Annotated in this window: 13 protein-coding genes and 1 tRNA gene; 6 read left to right on the top strand and 8 right to left on the bottom strand. The window is 52.8% G+C overall.

Translation table 11 applies throughout. The annotated features are described in order from the left end of the window. Positions 1-152: 152 nt before the first annotated feature. Complete coding sequence (locus INT32_RS01760) at positions 153-1,142, bottom strand: tripartite tricarboxylate transporter substrate binding protein (protein ID WP_193087002.1); 990 nt, start codon at positions 1,140-1,142, stop codon at positions 153-155. 366 nt (positions 1,143-1,508) lie between these two features. Here INT32_RS01760 and INT32_RS01755 point away from each other — a divergent pair. Next, a tRNA-Leu gene (locus INT32_RS01755) sits at positions 1,509-1,593 on the top strand. Between the two features lie 469 nt (positions 1,594-2,062). Here INT32_RS01755 and INT32_RS01750 read toward each other — a convergent pair. After that, a complete protein-coding gene (locus INT32_RS01750) occupies positions 2,063-2,281 on the bottom strand; it encodes a YdcH family protein (protein ID WP_193087001.1) in 219 nt (72 codons plus the stop codon). A gap of 123 nt (positions 2,282-2,404) precedes the next feature. Continuing rightward, the gene (locus INT32_RS01745) at positions 2,405-3,520 is read right to left on the bottom strand and encodes an AI-2E family transporter (protein WP_193087000.1); all 1,116 of its coding nucleotides are present in this window, start codon (positions 3,518-3,520) and stop codon (positions 2,405-2,407) included. 110 nt (positions 3,521-3,630) lie between these two features. Between INT32_RS01745 and INT32_RS01740 the strand changes: the two genes are divergently transcribed. Beyond that, positions 3,631-4,224 carry a hypothetical protein gene (locus INT32_RS01740; protein WP_193086999.1) on the top strand — a complete coding sequence of 198 codons (594 nt, stop codon included), beginning with the start codon at positions 3,631-3,633 and terminating at the stop codon, positions 4,222-4,224. A gap of 39 nt (positions 4,225-4,263) precedes the next feature. Here INT32_RS01740 and INT32_RS01735 read toward each other — a convergent pair whose 3' ends face one another. The 3 genes from INT32_RS01735 to INT32_RS01725 all read right to left on the bottom strand — a co-directional run bounded on the left by INT32_RS01735 (position 4,264) and on the right by INT32_RS01725 (position 7,499). Beyond that, entirely contained in the window at positions 4,264-5,460 is a 1,197-nt protein-coding gene (locus tag INT32_RS01735) for a benzoate/H(+) symporter BenE family transporter (RefSeq protein ID WP_193086998.1), read from the bottom strand. Positions 5,461-5,478: 18 nt separating this feature from the next. Beyond that, positions 5,479-6,162: a transcriptional repressor LexA gene (lexA, locus tag INT32_RS01730; RefSeq protein WP_193086997.1), complete on the bottom strand. Its 684-nt coding sequence runs from the start codon at positions 6,160-6,162 to the stop codon at positions 5,479-5,481. Between the two features lie 137 nt (positions 6,163-6,299). Next, positions 6,300-7,499: an amino acid aminotransferase gene (locus INT32_RS01725; protein ID WP_193086996.1), complete on the bottom strand. Its 1,200-nt coding sequence runs from the start codon at positions 7,497-7,499 to the stop codon at positions 6,300-6,302. A gap of 101 nt (positions 7,500-7,600) precedes the next feature. Between INT32_RS01725 and uvrB the strand changes: the two genes are divergently transcribed. Continuing rightward, a complete protein-coding gene (uvrB, locus tag INT32_RS01720; RefSeq protein ID WP_193086995.1) occupies positions 7,601-9,622 on the top strand; it encodes an excinuclease ABC subunit UvrB in 2,022 nt (673 codons plus the stop codon). 133 nt (positions 9,623-9,755) lie between these two features. Then, positions 9,756-10,265: a hypothetical protein gene (locus INT32_RS01715; protein WP_193086994.1), complete on the top strand. Its 510-nt coding sequence runs from the start codon at positions 9,756-9,758 to the stop codon at positions 10,263-10,265. A 215-nt stretch (positions 10,266-10,480) separates the two neighbouring features. On the opposite strand, the gene INT32_RS01710 is transcribed toward INT32_RS01715, so the two are convergent. Next, complete coding sequence (locus INT32_RS01710; RefSeq protein WP_193086993.1) at positions 10,481-11,386, bottom strand: recombination-associated protein RdgC; 906 nt, start codon at positions 11,384-11,386, stop codon at positions 10,481-10,483. Between the two features lie 803 nt (positions 11,387-12,189). Here INT32_RS01710 and recA point away from each other — a divergent pair. Together recA and recX are read left to right on the top strand one after the other, a co-directional pair. After that, positions 12,190-13,269: a recombinase RecA gene (recA, locus tag INT32_RS01705; RefSeq protein ID WP_193086992.1), complete on the top strand. Its 1,080-nt coding sequence runs from the start codon at positions 12,190-12,192 to the stop codon at positions 13,267-13,269. After that, positions 13,262-13,741, top strand: coding sequence for a recombination regulator RecX (gene recX / locus INT32_RS01700; protein WP_193086991.1), 480 nt, complete (start codon positions 13,262-13,264; stop codon positions 13,739-13,741). The genes recA and recX overlap by 8 nt, the downstream gene beginning before the upstream one ends. Positions 13,742-13,956: 215 nt before the next feature. On the opposite strand, the gene cfa is transcribed toward recX, so the two are convergent. Further along, a complete protein-coding gene (cfa, locus tag INT32_RS01695) occupies positions 13,957-15,090 on the bottom strand; it encodes a cyclopropane fatty acyl phospholipid synthase (protein ID WP_193086990.1) in 1,134 nt (377 codons plus the stop codon). Positions 15,091-15,163: the final 73 nt, after the last annotated feature.

Genomic DNA, 15,163 nt, shown 5'->3' with positions numbered 1-15,163 from the left:
ACGCGGCAAAACTTAGCCGCGCCACCAGTACATCGGGCGCGGCGTATGAATCAGGGCGGACGGCAAATCGGACGATCTTTGCCGGTTGATATGTACCGGTTATTTCGTCCGCTTATATGCGCCGGGTTATATGCGGGGTTTATATCTGCGGATCATTTGGCCGCCAATCCGGCCTGCTTGATGATCGCCCGATTATTACGCGACTCTTCATCAATAATCCGCTGAAAGACTTCAGCGCTACCGCCGTTGGGGATATTGCCCGATTGCCGCAGACTATCTGCAATATCACGATCGTGCAAGGCCGCATCAAACGCCTTGTTCAGTTTTTCGATCACCGGGGTTGGCGTGCCGGCCGGCGCGACGATACCAAAATTGGATTTCAGATTTGCCTTGGGCTGTCCCAGTTCGTTGAACGTGGGTGTCCCGGGCAGGCCCTCGATTCGTTGCTCGGCGCCAATCGCCAGCGCATGCAGTTTGCCTGCCTTGATATTTTCTATCAGGGTAGCGGAGACATTGGTGGAGAAAACTTCAAATTGCCCGCCCAGCGCATCGTTCATTTGCTGGCTGCCGCCTTTATAGGGAATCAGGGTCATGTCCAGCCCAGCATCGTGAGAGATCTGGCCGAACATGATATGCCCGATTGTGCCCATTCCTGATGTAGCCCAGCGCAGCTTGCCTGGCGCCTGTTTTGCGGCCGAAATGAAGCCGTTGAAATCGCTGGTCTGGAGTGTTTGTGTCCCCAACAGAACGACAGGGGAATACATAATGCCGATCACCGGGGTGACCGCTTTCTCCGGGTCGTAATTGACTTTGGAGAAATATGGCGTCAATGTCAGCGGGCTGGTGGCCGAAAAGGCCAGTGTGTAGCCATCGGGCTTGGCACGGGACACTTCGGCGATATTGATTGTGCCGCCGGCGCCAGGGCGGTTCTCCACAATGACCGGCACCTTGAGCGTATCGGCAACTTTCTCAGCCAGCTTGCGCGCAACGACATCACTCAGGCCACCGGCAGGGTAGCCCACCGACAGCCGGATGGCCTTTTCGGGAAACTCACCAGCGGCAGCCAGGGGAATGATTGTGGTGCTGATGGCAACAGCGAGGAACCGTTGCAGGAACCGTGAAGCGTAGGAAAGGGTTGTCATGTTGGTAAAAGAAAAAAGTAATAAGCAATGAATAAGGGGGCAGGGCGTGTGCTGTCAGCGGGCATCTGCGCGTCAGCACAGATTATATGTCATATGGCATCGCTTTCAGGGCCATGCGCGCGCTATGGCCTTGTATGCGAAAGTGAAGGTTGGCGCGAGCCTGAACTTGGAGCCGGAGCGTGAAATCAGTGCTGTTCTGAGGTACATCCTGGCAAGCCTGGCGGCAAGTCTGAAGTGTTTTTACAACAATCAGCCACTTCTCGCTGGTTTTTTGAAGAAAACGGGCACGCCTACTGGCGTTTTTTTTTAGGAGTATATATAATCCTTGTCTTAGCTCTTCGACAGTAAACAACAGTTTTCTGTTTTGCCCAGGTGGCGGAATTGGTAGACGCGCATGGTTCAGGTCCATGTGCCTTCGGGTGTGGGGGTTCGAGTCCCCCCTTGGGCACCACTGGTTTTTATTTTTTTTGTGATTGTTATTTAAAGCAGTCGCAAATATAAGCCAGTTATTTCCAGTAGTTTTCCAGACAATGTTCATTGTCTAAAGTCGGTATTCTTTGGCTCTATCCCATAAGCGGGAGACGGGCACGCATCTCACAATTAACACAAAATTGATCGCACCATCCCAATCGCATTGCGCCAGGATATTCAAACGGTCGGCTCTGTCCTATAAACCGAGGCACAGATCTCATATTGGTGCGGGTGCCTTTCAGGCAGAGATTGCATTGCGGACAGTGTGGTCCGGAATATAAAAAGCCCTTGCATAATAAGCAAAGGCTGCGCGATCATGCGAGTCGGAAACAGGCGTTCTAAAAATAGGGCTGTTGAGCAAAAGTAGTTTGAAGGCATTTCAGCCAGCAGGGTGACGATAAACTTGGTCGAAATACGGGGCATTGCACCCCGTTTCGTGATATCGCGGATCAGGTAGTCGCTCTTTCCTTCAACATGCTGTAAAGCTGATCTTTAAGTTGCAGTTTTTCTTTTTTCTTCTTCTCGATTTCAGTATGTTTTTCACTGAAATCCTGTGTTTCAAGGCTCTGCAATTCCTGGTCCAGATCATTATGTTTTTTGAAAAGGCGCTTGAAATTGGCGTCTTCTTCTTTGAGCCGGGATATTAAATCACGATATTCAGGGAACATACCGAGGACCTCCGTCTGTTGTGAGTTGGAAAATCCATTATACAGACAAAGAATGCCGCAACCCAAATTTCAGCTGCGGCATTAATTTACTAATAAAAACAGTATGTTATAAAAAGATTCCGGCTATTTGGCAGGGGGCGGTGGGCGGCGATGCGTCACCGGCACTGCCTTGTTTTGATCATTCAGATTGATCGCCGCCGGGAACAAATCCCAGATGGCGATGAACATGGCGGCAATCAGCGGGCCAATCACAAAGCCCGTCAGACCAAACAGGGAAAGGCCTCCGAGCGTAGAAATAAGAACCAGATAGTCTGGCATTTTCGTGTCTTTGCCCACAAGCAACGGGCGAAGAATATTATCCGACAGGCCAATGACCAGGAAGCCGAACAGAACCAGGACAATGCCATTCCACAGATGACCGGTAATCAAAAAATACACGGCAACCGGCAGCCATACAATGGCGGCGCCCACGGCGGGCAGCAGAGACAGGAAACCCATGATCACGCCCCATAGCAAGGCGCCCTGAATTCCCAGAATCCAGAAAATCACGCCGCCGAGTACGCCCTGCACCGCGGCGATGACCACATTACCCTTGACCGTTGCCCGCACCACTGTATTGAATTTCTGGAACAGAAACTGTTTGTGGTCGTCGGTCAATGGAATCAGGTTTTTGATACGGTGTGTGAGCGCCGGTCCATCCTTGAGCAGGAAAAACAGCAAATACAGCATAATGCAGAATTCAACCAGAAACGCAAAGAAGTTCTGGCCAATATTGAGCGCCTGTGTGGCCAGATACTTACTGCCCTGCATCATGCCAGATGAAATTTTGGCATAAAGCGAAGACAGGTTGTAAATCTCGAACCTGGCCAGAAAATCGCGGACCGATGCGGGCAGCGCATCTGACACCTGTCGGATGTATTCGGCGATATTGAATTGCCCGGATTCAATACGCTGATAGAACAACAGCGATTCGTTGATCAGCGAGATGGAAATCAGGATAAGCGGAATGATGGCAATCAGCAGGCAGATAATAAGTGTGATAATCGATACACTGGTGTTCCTGCCGGGCATGCGCTCTAGTATCCACAGTTGCAGTGGACGGAACAGCACTGCCAGGACAATTGCCCAGAAAATTGCGCCGTAAAAGGGTACGAGCATTCGCAGGAATGCGAGCGAGACCGCAATCAGAATGATGATAAAGGTATTGAAGTAAATACCGGAGCGGTTCAAATAAGCCATAATGGTGCTTAACCCTAAATTAGGATGATGCCCATTCTAGATGATTTTTTTCAAATTCAAGACCATATTCTTTACAATATTTGCAAATAGGCGATTAAGGTAATTAACCCATGCTGCAATTGAAAACAATATTTACAATTGGCATGCTGGCCGGTGCTGCGACACTGGCTGGTTGCTCTACAACGCCGCCGAAAAATGCGGAAGATCTGTGCGCAATATTTCAGGAGAAACCGCGGTGGCACACTGCAGCGCTGGATATGCAGAAAAAATGGGGCGTGCCGATCCCGGTACCCTTTGCCATGATGTATCAGGAATCGTCGTATCGGCACGATGCCAAGCCTCCCAAAAACTATTTGCTATGGTTTATTCCCTGGGGGCGGGTCAGTTCAGCTTATGGCTATGCCCAGGCCAAAGACGAAGTATGGGGTGATTACGAGCGCGATACCGGCCAGAGTGCCAGTCGCGATGACTTTGCGGATGCACTGGATTTCATGGGTTGGTATATGTCCAAGGCACAGGTGCTTAACGGCACATCCAAATGGGATGCCTACGGCCAGTATCTGAATTATCACGAAGGCTGGAGTGGCTATCGCAACAAAAGCTATCAGGCCAAAGCCTGGCTCATGCGCACCGCTCAAATTGTCAGGGAGCGGGCGGCCCGTTATACGGCCCAATATAACCAGTGCCGTGCCCAATTGATGTAATGAAAGAGTAGTCATTACCAGGCTTATAAGCCGGTCACGTTATGTTGCTTTGTGCGGTTTACGCCGCCACACCAGAATGGCATACGCGGCCACACCGGCAATCAGGCCCCAGAATGCGGACCCTACACCAAAGAACGAGACGCCGGATGCGGTCATCAGAAACGTGATGACGCCGGCCTCGCGTTCTGATTCCTCGGCCATGGCGCCGGCCAGTCCCGAGCAGAGGGCGCCCAGCAAAGCCAGGCCGGCCAGAGAAGCAACAAATGTTTCCGGTATGGCAATGAACAGCGTGGTTACCACGGTCGCAAACAAACCGAAAAATATATAGAATGCACCGCACACGATGCCTGCAACATAACGTCGTTGCGGATCGGGGTGGCATTCCGGGCCGGTACATATTGCGGCTGTGATTGCGGCCAGCGTGGTGCCGTGCAGGCCGAAAGGCGCAAACAGAACGGTCGAAATACCGGTAGTGGTAATGAGCGGGGAGATCGGCGTATGGTGATACCCGCTGGACTGTAGCACGGCAACACCCGGCGCGTATTGCGAGGCCAGTGCCACAAAGGCCAGTGGAATGCCGACCCCCACAAGCGCCGGTATCGACAGGCCGGGCGTCGTAAACTCAGGGATAACCAGGCTGAAACTGAGCACCTGCGTATTGAGCTGACCCAGCGCGACGCATACCGCGATACCGGTGAGTAGGGCCGCCAGCACTGCATAGCGGGGTATGGCGCGCTTGATGACCAGGTAGGCCAGAATGATCGGCAGTACCAGCGCCGGGGCCTGTTGCAGAGATACAAACAGGTGGGCGCCGAATGCAAACAGTATGCCGGCCAGCATGCCCGAAACGATACTGCGGGGCACATGCTGCATCAGGCGGGAGAACAGGCCGCTGACGCCCAGCAACACAACCAGCAGTGCGGCAAATATATACGCACCAATAATATCGTCGTAGGAATATTGAGGAAGCGCGTCAATAAGCAGCGCCGCGCCACCGGTGGAAAAAGCGCAGACTATAGGCGTGCGGTAGCGGATACTGAGCCAGAGACCGCATACGCCGCTAGTGATGGACATGGCCCAGATCCAGCTTGTAAGTTGCATCTGGCTGAGCCCGCCAGCCTTGGCCGCCTGAATAATAATGGCTACCGGTCCTGTCAGGGAAACCAGGACGGTAATCAGTCCTGCTATGGACGCCGATGTGGAAAAGTCGTTTTTGAAATGCTGCCAGGCATTCATAGCTGCACCGAAAGGGAATCAGTGCAGATTATGCGGCCTGATGAGGCCGACTGCAATCCCTTCGATGGCAAAATCATTTTCATCGGAGACGATAATGGGGGAGAAATCGTCGTTTTCCGGTAGCAGTTCGACAATGCGGCCCCTGCGGTTGAAGCGCTTGACTGTCACCTCATCATCGATGCGGGCAACGACGATCTGGCCATTGCGTGCATCCGGCGAGCGTTTGACGGCCAGCAAATCGCCATCCATGATGCCGATGTTTTGCATACTCTGCCCCTTGACGGTGAGCAGATAGTCGGGCTGCTGTTCGAAGAGGGACGGGTCTACCGAGAGTTCGCGATGAATATGTTCGGTGGCCAGGATGGGGCTGCCTGCAGCCACCTTACCAACTACGGGCAATATTAGCTGGCGCAGACTGTCTGCCAGAGAAACGCCGATACTGGCTGATGCGCTGCCGGACGACGAGCCTGCTGCTGCCGATTCGGCATCTTCAACAAGACGGATACCGCGCGAGGCCCCTGCGGTAAGCGTAATGGCCCCTTTTCGAGCGAGCGCTCGCAAATGATCTTCCGCAGCATTAGGCGATTTGAATCCCAGCGCCGCCGCAATCTCTGCACGGGTTGGCGGAAAGCCGGTACGGTCCACTGCGGCTTTGATCAGATTCAAAATTTCCTGCTGGCGCGCGGTAAGCTTCAGGCTCATGATTCCCCGTAATGAAAGAGACAAATAAAAAACGGACTGTATGTATATACAGTCCGTATTCTGACGCATTCACTGCCAGTTGGCAAGCGTTTTCAGTGACAAATTGCCCGCAGGCCGCGGATTTGCGTCGCTATTGATTACAGCACGGCAGCGATCGCCTTCACCACGCTGTCGATATTGCGGCTATTGAGCGCAGCAACGCAGATCCGCCCACTGTTGACCGCGTAGATGCCGTGCTCATTGCGCAGACGCTCTACCTGCTCTTTGGTCAGACCTGAATAGGAGAACATGCCGCGCTGGGACATCACGAAACTGAAGTCCTTTTTGACACCGGCGGCATTCAGTTTGTCCGTGAGCTGCTTGCGCATATCGCGAATGCGTTCGCGCATCTGCGCCAGTTCGCTTTCCCATTGGGCGAACAGTTCCGGCGTATTCAGGATTTGCGCCACCACCATACCGCCATGAGTAGGGGGGTTGGAATAGTTGGTGCGGATAACCCGCTTGATCTGGCTCAGGACACGCGTGGCCTCATCCTTGCTGGTCGTCACGACAGTGAGCGCGCCCACACGTTCGCCGTACAGGGAGAAGGATTTGGAGAACGAGGAGCTGATGAGCATGGACATGCCAAGATCAGCGAACAGGCGCACCACGGCGGCGTCTTCCTGCAGGCCTTCGCCAAAACCCTGATAAGCGATGTCCAGGAACGGCACCAGGTTACGCTCCTTGACCAAAGTGGCAATCTGCTGCCATTGTTCCAGGGTCGGGTCAACACCGGTCGGGTTGTGGCAGCATGCGTGCAGCACGATGATAGATCCTTGCGGCATGGCTTTGACCGCGGCCGCGAATCCGTCAAAATTCAGGCCGTGCGTCGTCGCATCATAATAGCTATAGGTTTGCACGTTGAAACCGGCGCGCTCGAACAGCGCGCGGTGGTTTTCCCAGCTCGGGTCGCTGATATAAACGGTTGCATCCGGTTGCAGCTGTTTCAGGAAGTCGGCGCCAATTTTCAGTGCGCCTGTGCCGCCTAGTGCCTGGAAGGTGAGGGCGCGGCCTTCTGTGATGACGTCGGCGTCTTTGCCGAAAAGCAGTTCCTGCGCTCCCTTGTTGTAATTGCCGATGCCTTCAATGGGCAGATAGCCGCGTGCTGCGTGCGCCTGAACGCGTTGATTCTCGGCTTCCTGAACTGCCTTGAGCAGTGGAATTTTGCCATTATCATCGTAATACACGCCTACACCCAGATTTACTTTGGTATCACGGGTATCGGCATTGTACTGTTCATTCAGACCCAGAATCGGGTCACGGGGGGCGAGCTCGACAGCATTGAAAAGAGTGGTCATCGTTATATGAAAAGGTAAGGTTGCAGGGAAGGTCAATTAAAGTGGATAATGGAAGATTGTACGCCTAAAACAGCGCCAATTTAACCCTGGATGCACAATCTATGAGCGAAGCCGGATTTATCGAGTTTGCCGACAGCCCGTTTCAGCTATACCAGCCGTACCCGCCAGCCGGCGATCAGCCCGCCGCCATTGAAGCGCTCACACAAGGGATTGACGATGGTTTGATGTACCAGACGCTGCTTGGCGTCACTGGATCGGGCAAAACCTTCACCATGGCCAATGTGATCGCCCGTCTGGGCCGTCCGGCGCTGGTGCTGGCCCCGAACAAGACACTGGCCGCCCAGTTGTATTCGGAGTTTCGGGAGTTTTTTCCACGCAATGCGGTGGAATATTTTGTGTCTTACTACGATTACTATCAGCCTGAAGCCTACGTGCCCACGCGTGATCTGTTCATTGAGAAAGACTCGTCAATCAATGAACATATAGAACAGATGCGTCTGTCGGCTACCAAAAGCCTGCTGGAGCGGCGTGACACCATCATTGTCGGTACGGTCTCCTGCATTTACGGTATTGGTAATCCGGGTGATTACCACGCCATGGTATTGGTGCTTCGCACCGGCGATCGCACGCCACGACAGGAAATCCTGGCGCGCCTGGTGTCCATGCAGTACGAGCGCAATGACATTGATTTCACCCGGGGCACGTTCCGTGTGCGCGGCGAAGTAATCGACATTTTCCCGGCTGAGAGCGCCGAACTGGCAGTCAGGCTGAACCTGTTTGATGATGAGCTCGAGAGCATTGATTTGTTCGACCCGCTGACCGGCAAAATCCGCCAGCGCGTGCCCAGGTTCACTGTCTATCCGAGTTCACATTATGTGACCCCGCGCGATACGGTGTTGCGTGCCATTGAAACCATCAAGGAAGAGCTGCGTGATCGCACCAAATTCTTTGTGGATAATAACCAGCTGGTTGAGGCGCAGCGCATCGAGCAGCGCACCCGGTTCGACATTGAAATGCTGCAGGAACTGGGTTTTTGCAAGGGGATCGAAAACTATTCCCGCCATCTGTCTGGTGCGGCGCCCGGCGATCCACCGCCGACGCTGATCGATTATCTGCCGCAGGACGCGCTCATGTTCTTTGACGAGAGCCACTGGATGATGGGGCAGTTGCGCGCCATGTATCGTGGCGACCGGTCGCGCAAGGAGACCCTGGTGCAGTTTGGTTTTCGTCTGCCGTCGGCGATGGACAACCGGCCTCTGAAGATGGAAGAGTTCGAGCAGCGTGTCCGGCAAAGCGTATTTGTCTCGGCCACGCCTGCAGACTATGAAAATGAGCATTCCGACAATATAGTGCGACAGGTGGTGCGCCCCACCGGCTTGGTCGATCCCATGGTCGAGGTGCGCCCGGCGCTCACCCAGGTGGACGATCTGCTGGGTGAAGCCAAGTTGCGTATTGCGGTTGGCGATCGGGTGCTGGTAACCACACTGACCAAGCGCATGGCAGAGGATCTGACCGACTATCTAACTGAAAGCGGCATGAAAGTGCGCTATCTGCATTCGGATATCGATACGGTCGAGCGGGTTGAGATTATTCGCGATCTGCGCCTGGGCCATTTTGATATTCTGGTGGGTATCAACCTGCTGCGCGAGGGACTGGATATTCCTGAGGTCTCGCTGGTGGCTATTCTGGATGCTGACAAGGAAGGTTTTCTGCGATCCGAGCGCAGCCTGATTCAGACGATTGGTCGTGCTGCAAGGAACCTGAATGGCAGGGCTATTCTGTACGCCGATCGCATCACTGACTCCATGCGTCGCGCCATGGACGAGACCGAAAAGCGTCGGAATTTGCAGATTGCGTTCAATACTGAGCACGGGATTGTGCCGCAAGGCGTGCGAAAATCGGTGCGCGAGATGATCGATGGCGTGATCCAGGATGCGCCAGATGCGCTCAGTGCCGAGGATATCCGTCTTGAGTCGCTGCTGGTGGATGAAAAGGCGCTGGCCAAAGAGATCCGTCGGCTGGAAAAACAGATGCAGGATCATGCCCGTAATCTGGAATTCGAACAGGCGGCAGCAGCCCGGGATCAGTTGACCCGTCTCAAGGAAATGGTGTTGTTGCGCTGACAGTCGCAGACGTAGCAATGCCTTTATGGTCAATCATAATCAATATTTCATTCGGGCCACGGTGGCGGTTTAAGCTGCCTACAAATCAGGTTATGATACAGTCCGTTTTTCAACAAGTTCGATCTGACAAAAAATGCGTGTGAACTCTTTCAGTAAACAATTCATTGCGCTCATTGCCCTGGTGACGGTTTTGAGTGTCATTATTGTCGGATATATCGAGCAGCAGGTCGTCGAGACCGTTGCGCAGCCGGTTCCCGCAAAGCAGGAGGCTGAACAAAAGCACAACGAAGCGCTCATCAACTCGCTCACCAATATGACGCAGAGCGTTCGCTTTCCCCTGAACGAGCACGCCATCATGTACACCGGCTATATTCTGGGTGCAGGGTACTCGTCCTATCAGTTTCGCGCCTTCAAGGATCAGAAACTGAAAGTCAATTTGAAGGGAGACGCTTCCATTGATCTGGCGCTGTTCGGCCAGGAAGCCTATTCATTGCAACGAGATGTCGAATATATTATTCCGTCCGAAGGGCTCTACGAATTGCGGGTTCTGTTCAAGACCGACATGGAGTCGCGTCAGGAGCAGGCCGCGATTGCCCACAAGGCCACACCGGTGCCTTATACCATTACGATCAATCTGCAGTAAGTAGACGGGAACGCGTTTGCTCGATTGGCGAGCGCATTCGTGATAGCAGGCCTGGAGAAAGGGAGCGGCAGGCGTGGCTTGCCAATGCTACGGGCTGCCAACGGCCAGGGGTGCTGCTGTTCCAATAAAAAAGCATTCATAAAAAAAGGGGCTTTCGGCCCCTTTTATCAAACTGCAGTATCTATCAAACTACCACGTTTATCAAACGGCAGCGTTTATTTGGCAGTCTGTTTTTCGCCGCCCAGTGCTTCGACCAACGCACTCAGCAACCCCGCCATTTCGGCGGTCATCAGCGTCATATCAGCATCGAAGCGTTCTTCTTCATCCATGGCCGACATGTCTTGATTTTCCTTGAGGATGTCCAGTGGCGCGATACGTTTGATGATCAGATTGTCGCTCAATACAAATGAAATGCGATCCGACCAGGTCAGCGCCAGCTTGGTGCATTGCTTGCCCGACTGGATATGCTTTTGAACATCTTCCTTTTCGGGGCTCTGGCGAACGTAACGAATGGTCGCCTTGCTCTCTGATGATGATTGCAGTTCTGTATCCTGGTCGATCGAGAACATCGCAGGCGCTTCGTCGGCAAGCAGCCATTCGGTCATGGCGGCCGCGGGCGATTGTTCGGTGTACAGGCTTTTGAGCGGCAGCGGGTCAATGACTTTGGCCAGGGCGCCGATCACTTCGTCAGCCTTGGTTGCCGAGGCAGCGTCAATGACCAGCCAATGATTCTGGGTGTCGATCCATACCCGGGTATCGCGGAATATGCTGAATGCCTTGGGCAGCAAGGTGTCGGTTACCTCTTCCTTGATTTCACGCATTTGCTTGCGACCGGGTTTGTATCCTTGCTGCTCTTCGATTTCCTGTGCACGGACACGGGTAAACTGATTGATGACCGTAGCAGGCAACAGTTTTTTTTCAATGCGAAGCGACAGCAGATACTGGCCGCTAAGGGCATGGGCAAGCATACCGTTTTCCCGAGCGGGAACCCATCCCATGCTGTTCATATCCGATTTATTGCCAGGAACGAAAGCGGCTTTTGCCAGCTTGTCTTCAAGCTCTTCCTGCGTGGGTTTCCAGTCGGCAGCCAGCCGGTAAACGCTCAGATTCTTAAACCACATACTTTTACGCCAAAAGCATTTATTGTACCGGCTATCGTTGTCGCACATGCGCCGGGCGCCTGCCTTGTCGCCGAAAACTTTGTGCCGGTCAACACAATAGGGGGCGGGCGGCGCCTGTGATGTCGGCAACCGGTGCGAGCGCTGCCTGCTATTCGGGCAGGTCTATTGCATCTGGCGGCAGATTGTTTGCCGATGTGCTGGAACAGGTCAAAAAAAACCTGCCCGGGGGCAGGTTAATACGGGTTTTCAGCGCTACGTAAAACTTACGGGGTGTAGCGCTGACAATGCTGACGAAACTTCAAAAGGGGATTGAAACTTGTCATTTCGTCACCATTAGAGACGGAATATAATGCGTAAGCTCTGACAATGTCCTGAATCGGATTGGTAAAGAACAAACAACTCATAAAAAAATGCAGATAATATGATTATACTGGCTAAATATACAGTATAATTTAATGCGATAATATCCGATTATCACAATATGTACGAATTCTGTTGTGGAAAATTTGTAGTGGAAGATCTGTAATGAATAATCTGTTTGGATTATTTGTAATGAATCGCTGTTATCCGGTACATGCATGAAGCAGGCGAGTGTGAAAACAAGACATTATCGTCCCTGCGCAATGCGTTACCATAATCAGCAGCGGGGCGGCTTACAGGTTGGCTCATTGGGTGGTAATAGGTTTATAGCCAGGCCAGCCTGTGTAAAAATACTGTACTTACGGTATCCACGTCTTTATTCATAAGCAGTTTGTCTATATATTGCGATATCTGGTTTCTCTATTTAGTCACAAGGACCCTCCATGGACGACAAGCAATCCAAAGCCGCACGCGCCGACCGCGCCAAGGCACTCAGCGCAGCACTCTCTCAAATCGAAAAGCAGTTCGGCAAAGGCTCTGTTATGCGCTACGGCGATAACGAAGTTTCGCACGACATCCAGGTCGTCTCCACTGGTTCTCTCGGGCTCGACATTGCGCTGGGCGTCGGTGGGTTGCCGCGTGGCCGTGTTGTGGAAATCTACGGGCCGGAATCTTCTGGTAAAACCACGCTTACGCTTCAGGTCATTGCTGAAATGCAGAAAATCGGCGGCACCTGCGCGTTTATCGACGCCGAGCACGCGCTGGACGTACAGTATGCCTCCAAACTGGGCGTCAATCTGGCAGATCTGCTCATTTCCCAGCCAGACACCGGTGAACAAGGATTGGAAATTACCGATGCGCTGGTGCGCTCCGGATCGGTCGACCTGATTGTTATTGACTCGGTCGCCGCACTGGTGCCTCGCGCGGAAATCGAAGGGGATATGGGCGACAGCCTGCCCGGTTTGCAGGCGCGTCTCATGAGCCAGGCGCTGCGTAAACTGACCGCTTCCATCAAGCGTACCAATTGCATGGTTATCTTCATTAACCAGATTCGAATGAAAATTGGCGTCATGTTCGGTAGTCCTGAAACCACGACTGGTGGTAATGCGCTTAAATTTTATGCATCAGTTCGCCTGGATATTCGTCGTATTGGTTCCATCAAAAAGGGCGACGAGATTGTCGGCAATGAAACGCGCGTTAAGGTGGTCAAGAACAAGATTTCACCTCCTTTTAAAGAGGCCGAATTCGATATCATGTATGGTGCTGGAATTTCGCGCGAGGGAGAGATCATCGATCTGGGCGTGAAGGCAGGTATCGTAGACAAAGCAGGAGCTTGGTACAGCTATAGCGGTACCCGTATCGGCCAGGGCAAGGACAATGTCAGAGAATATCTCAAAGAGCATAGAGAGATGAGCATGGAAATCGAAAACCGGGTACGCGAGAACGTAGGCATAATTGCCCTGGCTCAGGAGTTCAAACCCGATCCGGAAGACGTTGCCCAAGCTGCGGAAGCTAATGAGTGATTTTTCCCAAGGGCAGGGCAGGCGCGGCCAGGGTCGCAGCCTGCTTGCCCGTGGTATTTCGTATCTGTCCAGGCGCGAGCATTCGGAATACGAACTTAGAAAAAAACTCGCCCCCCACGCAGAAAGCCCGGAAGAGCTTGACGCAGTAATGCTGCGCCTGAAGAAAGAAAACTGGCAATCGGACAGTCGTTTTCTGCAGGCGACTGCGAATGTAACTGCGCAAAAATGGGGAGCAATGCGTATTGCCGCGAAATTGCGGCAACATCACCTATCTGAAGATGATGTCAATGCAGCAATTCACAATTTACAGAGCTCTGAATACGAACGCGCCAAAGCAGTCTGGGAAAAAAAATTCAAGGGAGCGGCATACGCTACTGCCCAGGAATATGCCAAACAAGTGCGCTTTCTGCTCAGTCGTGGTTTCTCCGCAGATATTGTAAGAAAGATTGTTCGCGCTCCGTCAGACGATTAACTTGCTTACCCAATGCGACCGCAGACAGCCATAGTTAAATAGCCGCAATCAATTAGCCGTGGCCAATAAGTTGCGGCCAATTAACCACGGCCAACAGTGTGGCCAAACAATCGCAATCAGGCAACAGCTGTCAAACAATGGCCACAGCGGCATCCCTCAGCGTTTGTGTCAACCACGCAACTCCAGGCTTTTTCGCATGGCGTTGGCTGCTGCGTCTAGAGCTTGGGCCGTCGATAGCCACCGGGCACACCATTGGGCGACAGGACAAATTGCCATAGCTGGTTGTCTCGCGCCCGGAATGAACCGGCGCAAATGAGCAAATAGTATCTCCACATGCGATAGAAGCGTTCGGAGTATTGCGATGCGTGCTTGTCCCAATGCTTTTCGAAATTGGCATGCCACGCCATGAGCGTTTTGTCGTAATCGGCGCCAAAATTGTGCAGGTCTTCAATCAGAAACAGACCCTCTGTATAGTCAGCAACCTGGCCAATCACAGGAATCTCCCCGTTGGGAAAAATATATTTGTGAATCCATGGATCGGGATCGTGATCGCGAATCTTCCCGCCAATGGAGTGCATAAGGAATAGTCCGTCCTGTTTCAGGTTCTTGCGTGCTGCTTCAAAGTAGGTGCGGTAATTCTTGCGCCCCACGTGCTCGAACATGCCAAGGCTGACAATGCGATCGTATTGCCCCGTCAGGTCACGATAGTCCTGCAATAAAAACTGTACCGGCAGGCCGTCGCACATTTTTTGTCCGTATTCGGCCTGCTCTTTGGAAATAGTGATGCCGGTGCAGTGCGCGCCGTAACGCTCGGCGGCAAAGCGCATAAAGCTGCCCCAGCCGCATCCGATATCCAGGACGGTCATGCCAGGCTTGAGCCCCAGTTTCTGGCACACCAGATCCAGCTTGGCTTCCTGCGCCTCGTCCAGTGTGTTGGCGTTATCCCAGTAGCCACATGTGTAGGTCATGCGCGTATCGAGCATATCCCGGAAAAATTCGTTGCCCAGGTCATAATGCTTCTCGCCCACTTCCCAGGCTTTGGAACGGGTCTGGTTATTCACAAAACGGGCACGCAGAACATGCCAGAAAGTAGCGGCTGTTCTGACTTTGTCATCGATGCGATGCCTAAGCAGACGGGTGATCATTTCATCAATCTGGTCGCATTCCCACTGACCATCCATATAACTTTCGCCCAAGCCCATGCTCCCCTGAGCAAGAATGCGGTCTGCTGCTCTGTTATCTGTGAGACGAAGGTCCCACGGCGCATCTCCGTTGATCGTTACACCTGCTGTTGCAGCAAGTTTGCTCAAATGATCCAAGGATGCTGAATGTTGACTGCCCACGGCCATTTCCCTCTGCTCCTGTCTTTCAAAGAATTAAACAGAAAGTATTGCGAAACGCTGCAACATAGAAAAAATTGAT

Origin of the sequence: Advenella sp. FME57 (genome assembly GCF_014897675.1) — a bacterium.
Lineage (GTDB): Bacteria > Pseudomonadota > Gammaproteobacteria > Burkholderiales > Burkholderiaceae_B > Advenella.
Note: the sequence above shows the minus strand (reverse complement) of the source record. Positions and strands in the feature narration are given on the sequence as shown.

Excerpts from the sequence above, each read along its gene's own strand:
- INT32_RS01750 (WP_193087001.1), bottom strand. The coding sequence starts at position 2,281 with ATGTTCCCTGAATATCGTGATTTAATATCCCGGCTCAAAGAAGAAGAC.
- INT32_RS01760 (WP_193087002.1), bottom strand. The coding sequence starts at position 1,142 with ATGACAACCCTTTCCTACGCTTCACGGTTCCTGCAACGGTTCCTCGCT.
- recA (WP_193086992.1), top strand. The coding sequence starts at position 12,190 with ATGGACGACAAGCAATCCAAAGCCGCACGCGCCGACCGCGCCAAGGCA.
- cfa (WP_193086990.1), bottom strand. The coding sequence starts at position 15,090 with ATGGCCGTGGGCAGTCAACATTCAGCATCCTTGGATCATTTGAGCAAA.
- lexA (WP_193086997.1), bottom strand. The coding sequence starts at position 6,162 with ATGAGCCTGAAGCTTACCGCGCGCCAGCAGGAAATTTTGAATCTGATC.
- uvrB (WP_193086995.1), top strand. The coding sequence starts at position 7,601 with ATGAGCGAAGCCGGATTTATCGAGTTTGCCGACAGCCCGTTTCAGCTA.
- INT32_RS01710 (WP_193086993.1), bottom strand. The coding sequence starts at position 11,386 with ATGTGGTTTAAGAATCTGAGCGTTTACCGGCTGGCTGCCGACTGGAAA.
- INT32_RS01715 (WP_193086994.1), top strand. The coding sequence starts at position 9,756 with ATGCGTGTGAACTCTTTCAGTAAACAATTCATTGCGCTCATTGCCCTG.
- INT32_RS01735 (WP_193086998.1), bottom strand. The coding sequence starts at position 5,460 with ATGAATGCCTGGCAGCATTTCAAAAACGACTTTTCCACATCGGCGTCC.
- INT32_RS01725 (WP_193086996.1), bottom strand. The coding sequence starts at position 7,499 with ATGACCACTCTTTTCAATGCTGTCGAGCTCGCCCCCCGTGACCCGATT.
- recX (WP_193086991.1), top strand. The coding sequence starts at position 13,262 with ATGAGTGATTTTTCCCAAGGGCAGGGCAGGCGCGGCCAGGGTCGCAGC.
- INT32_RS01745 (WP_193087000.1), bottom strand. The coding sequence starts at position 3,520 with ATGGCTTATTTGAACCGCTCCGGTATTTACTTCAATACCTTTATCATC.
- INT32_RS01740 (WP_193086999.1), top strand. The coding sequence starts at position 3,631 with ATGCTGCAATTGAAAACAATATTTACAATTGGCATGCTGGCCGGTGCT.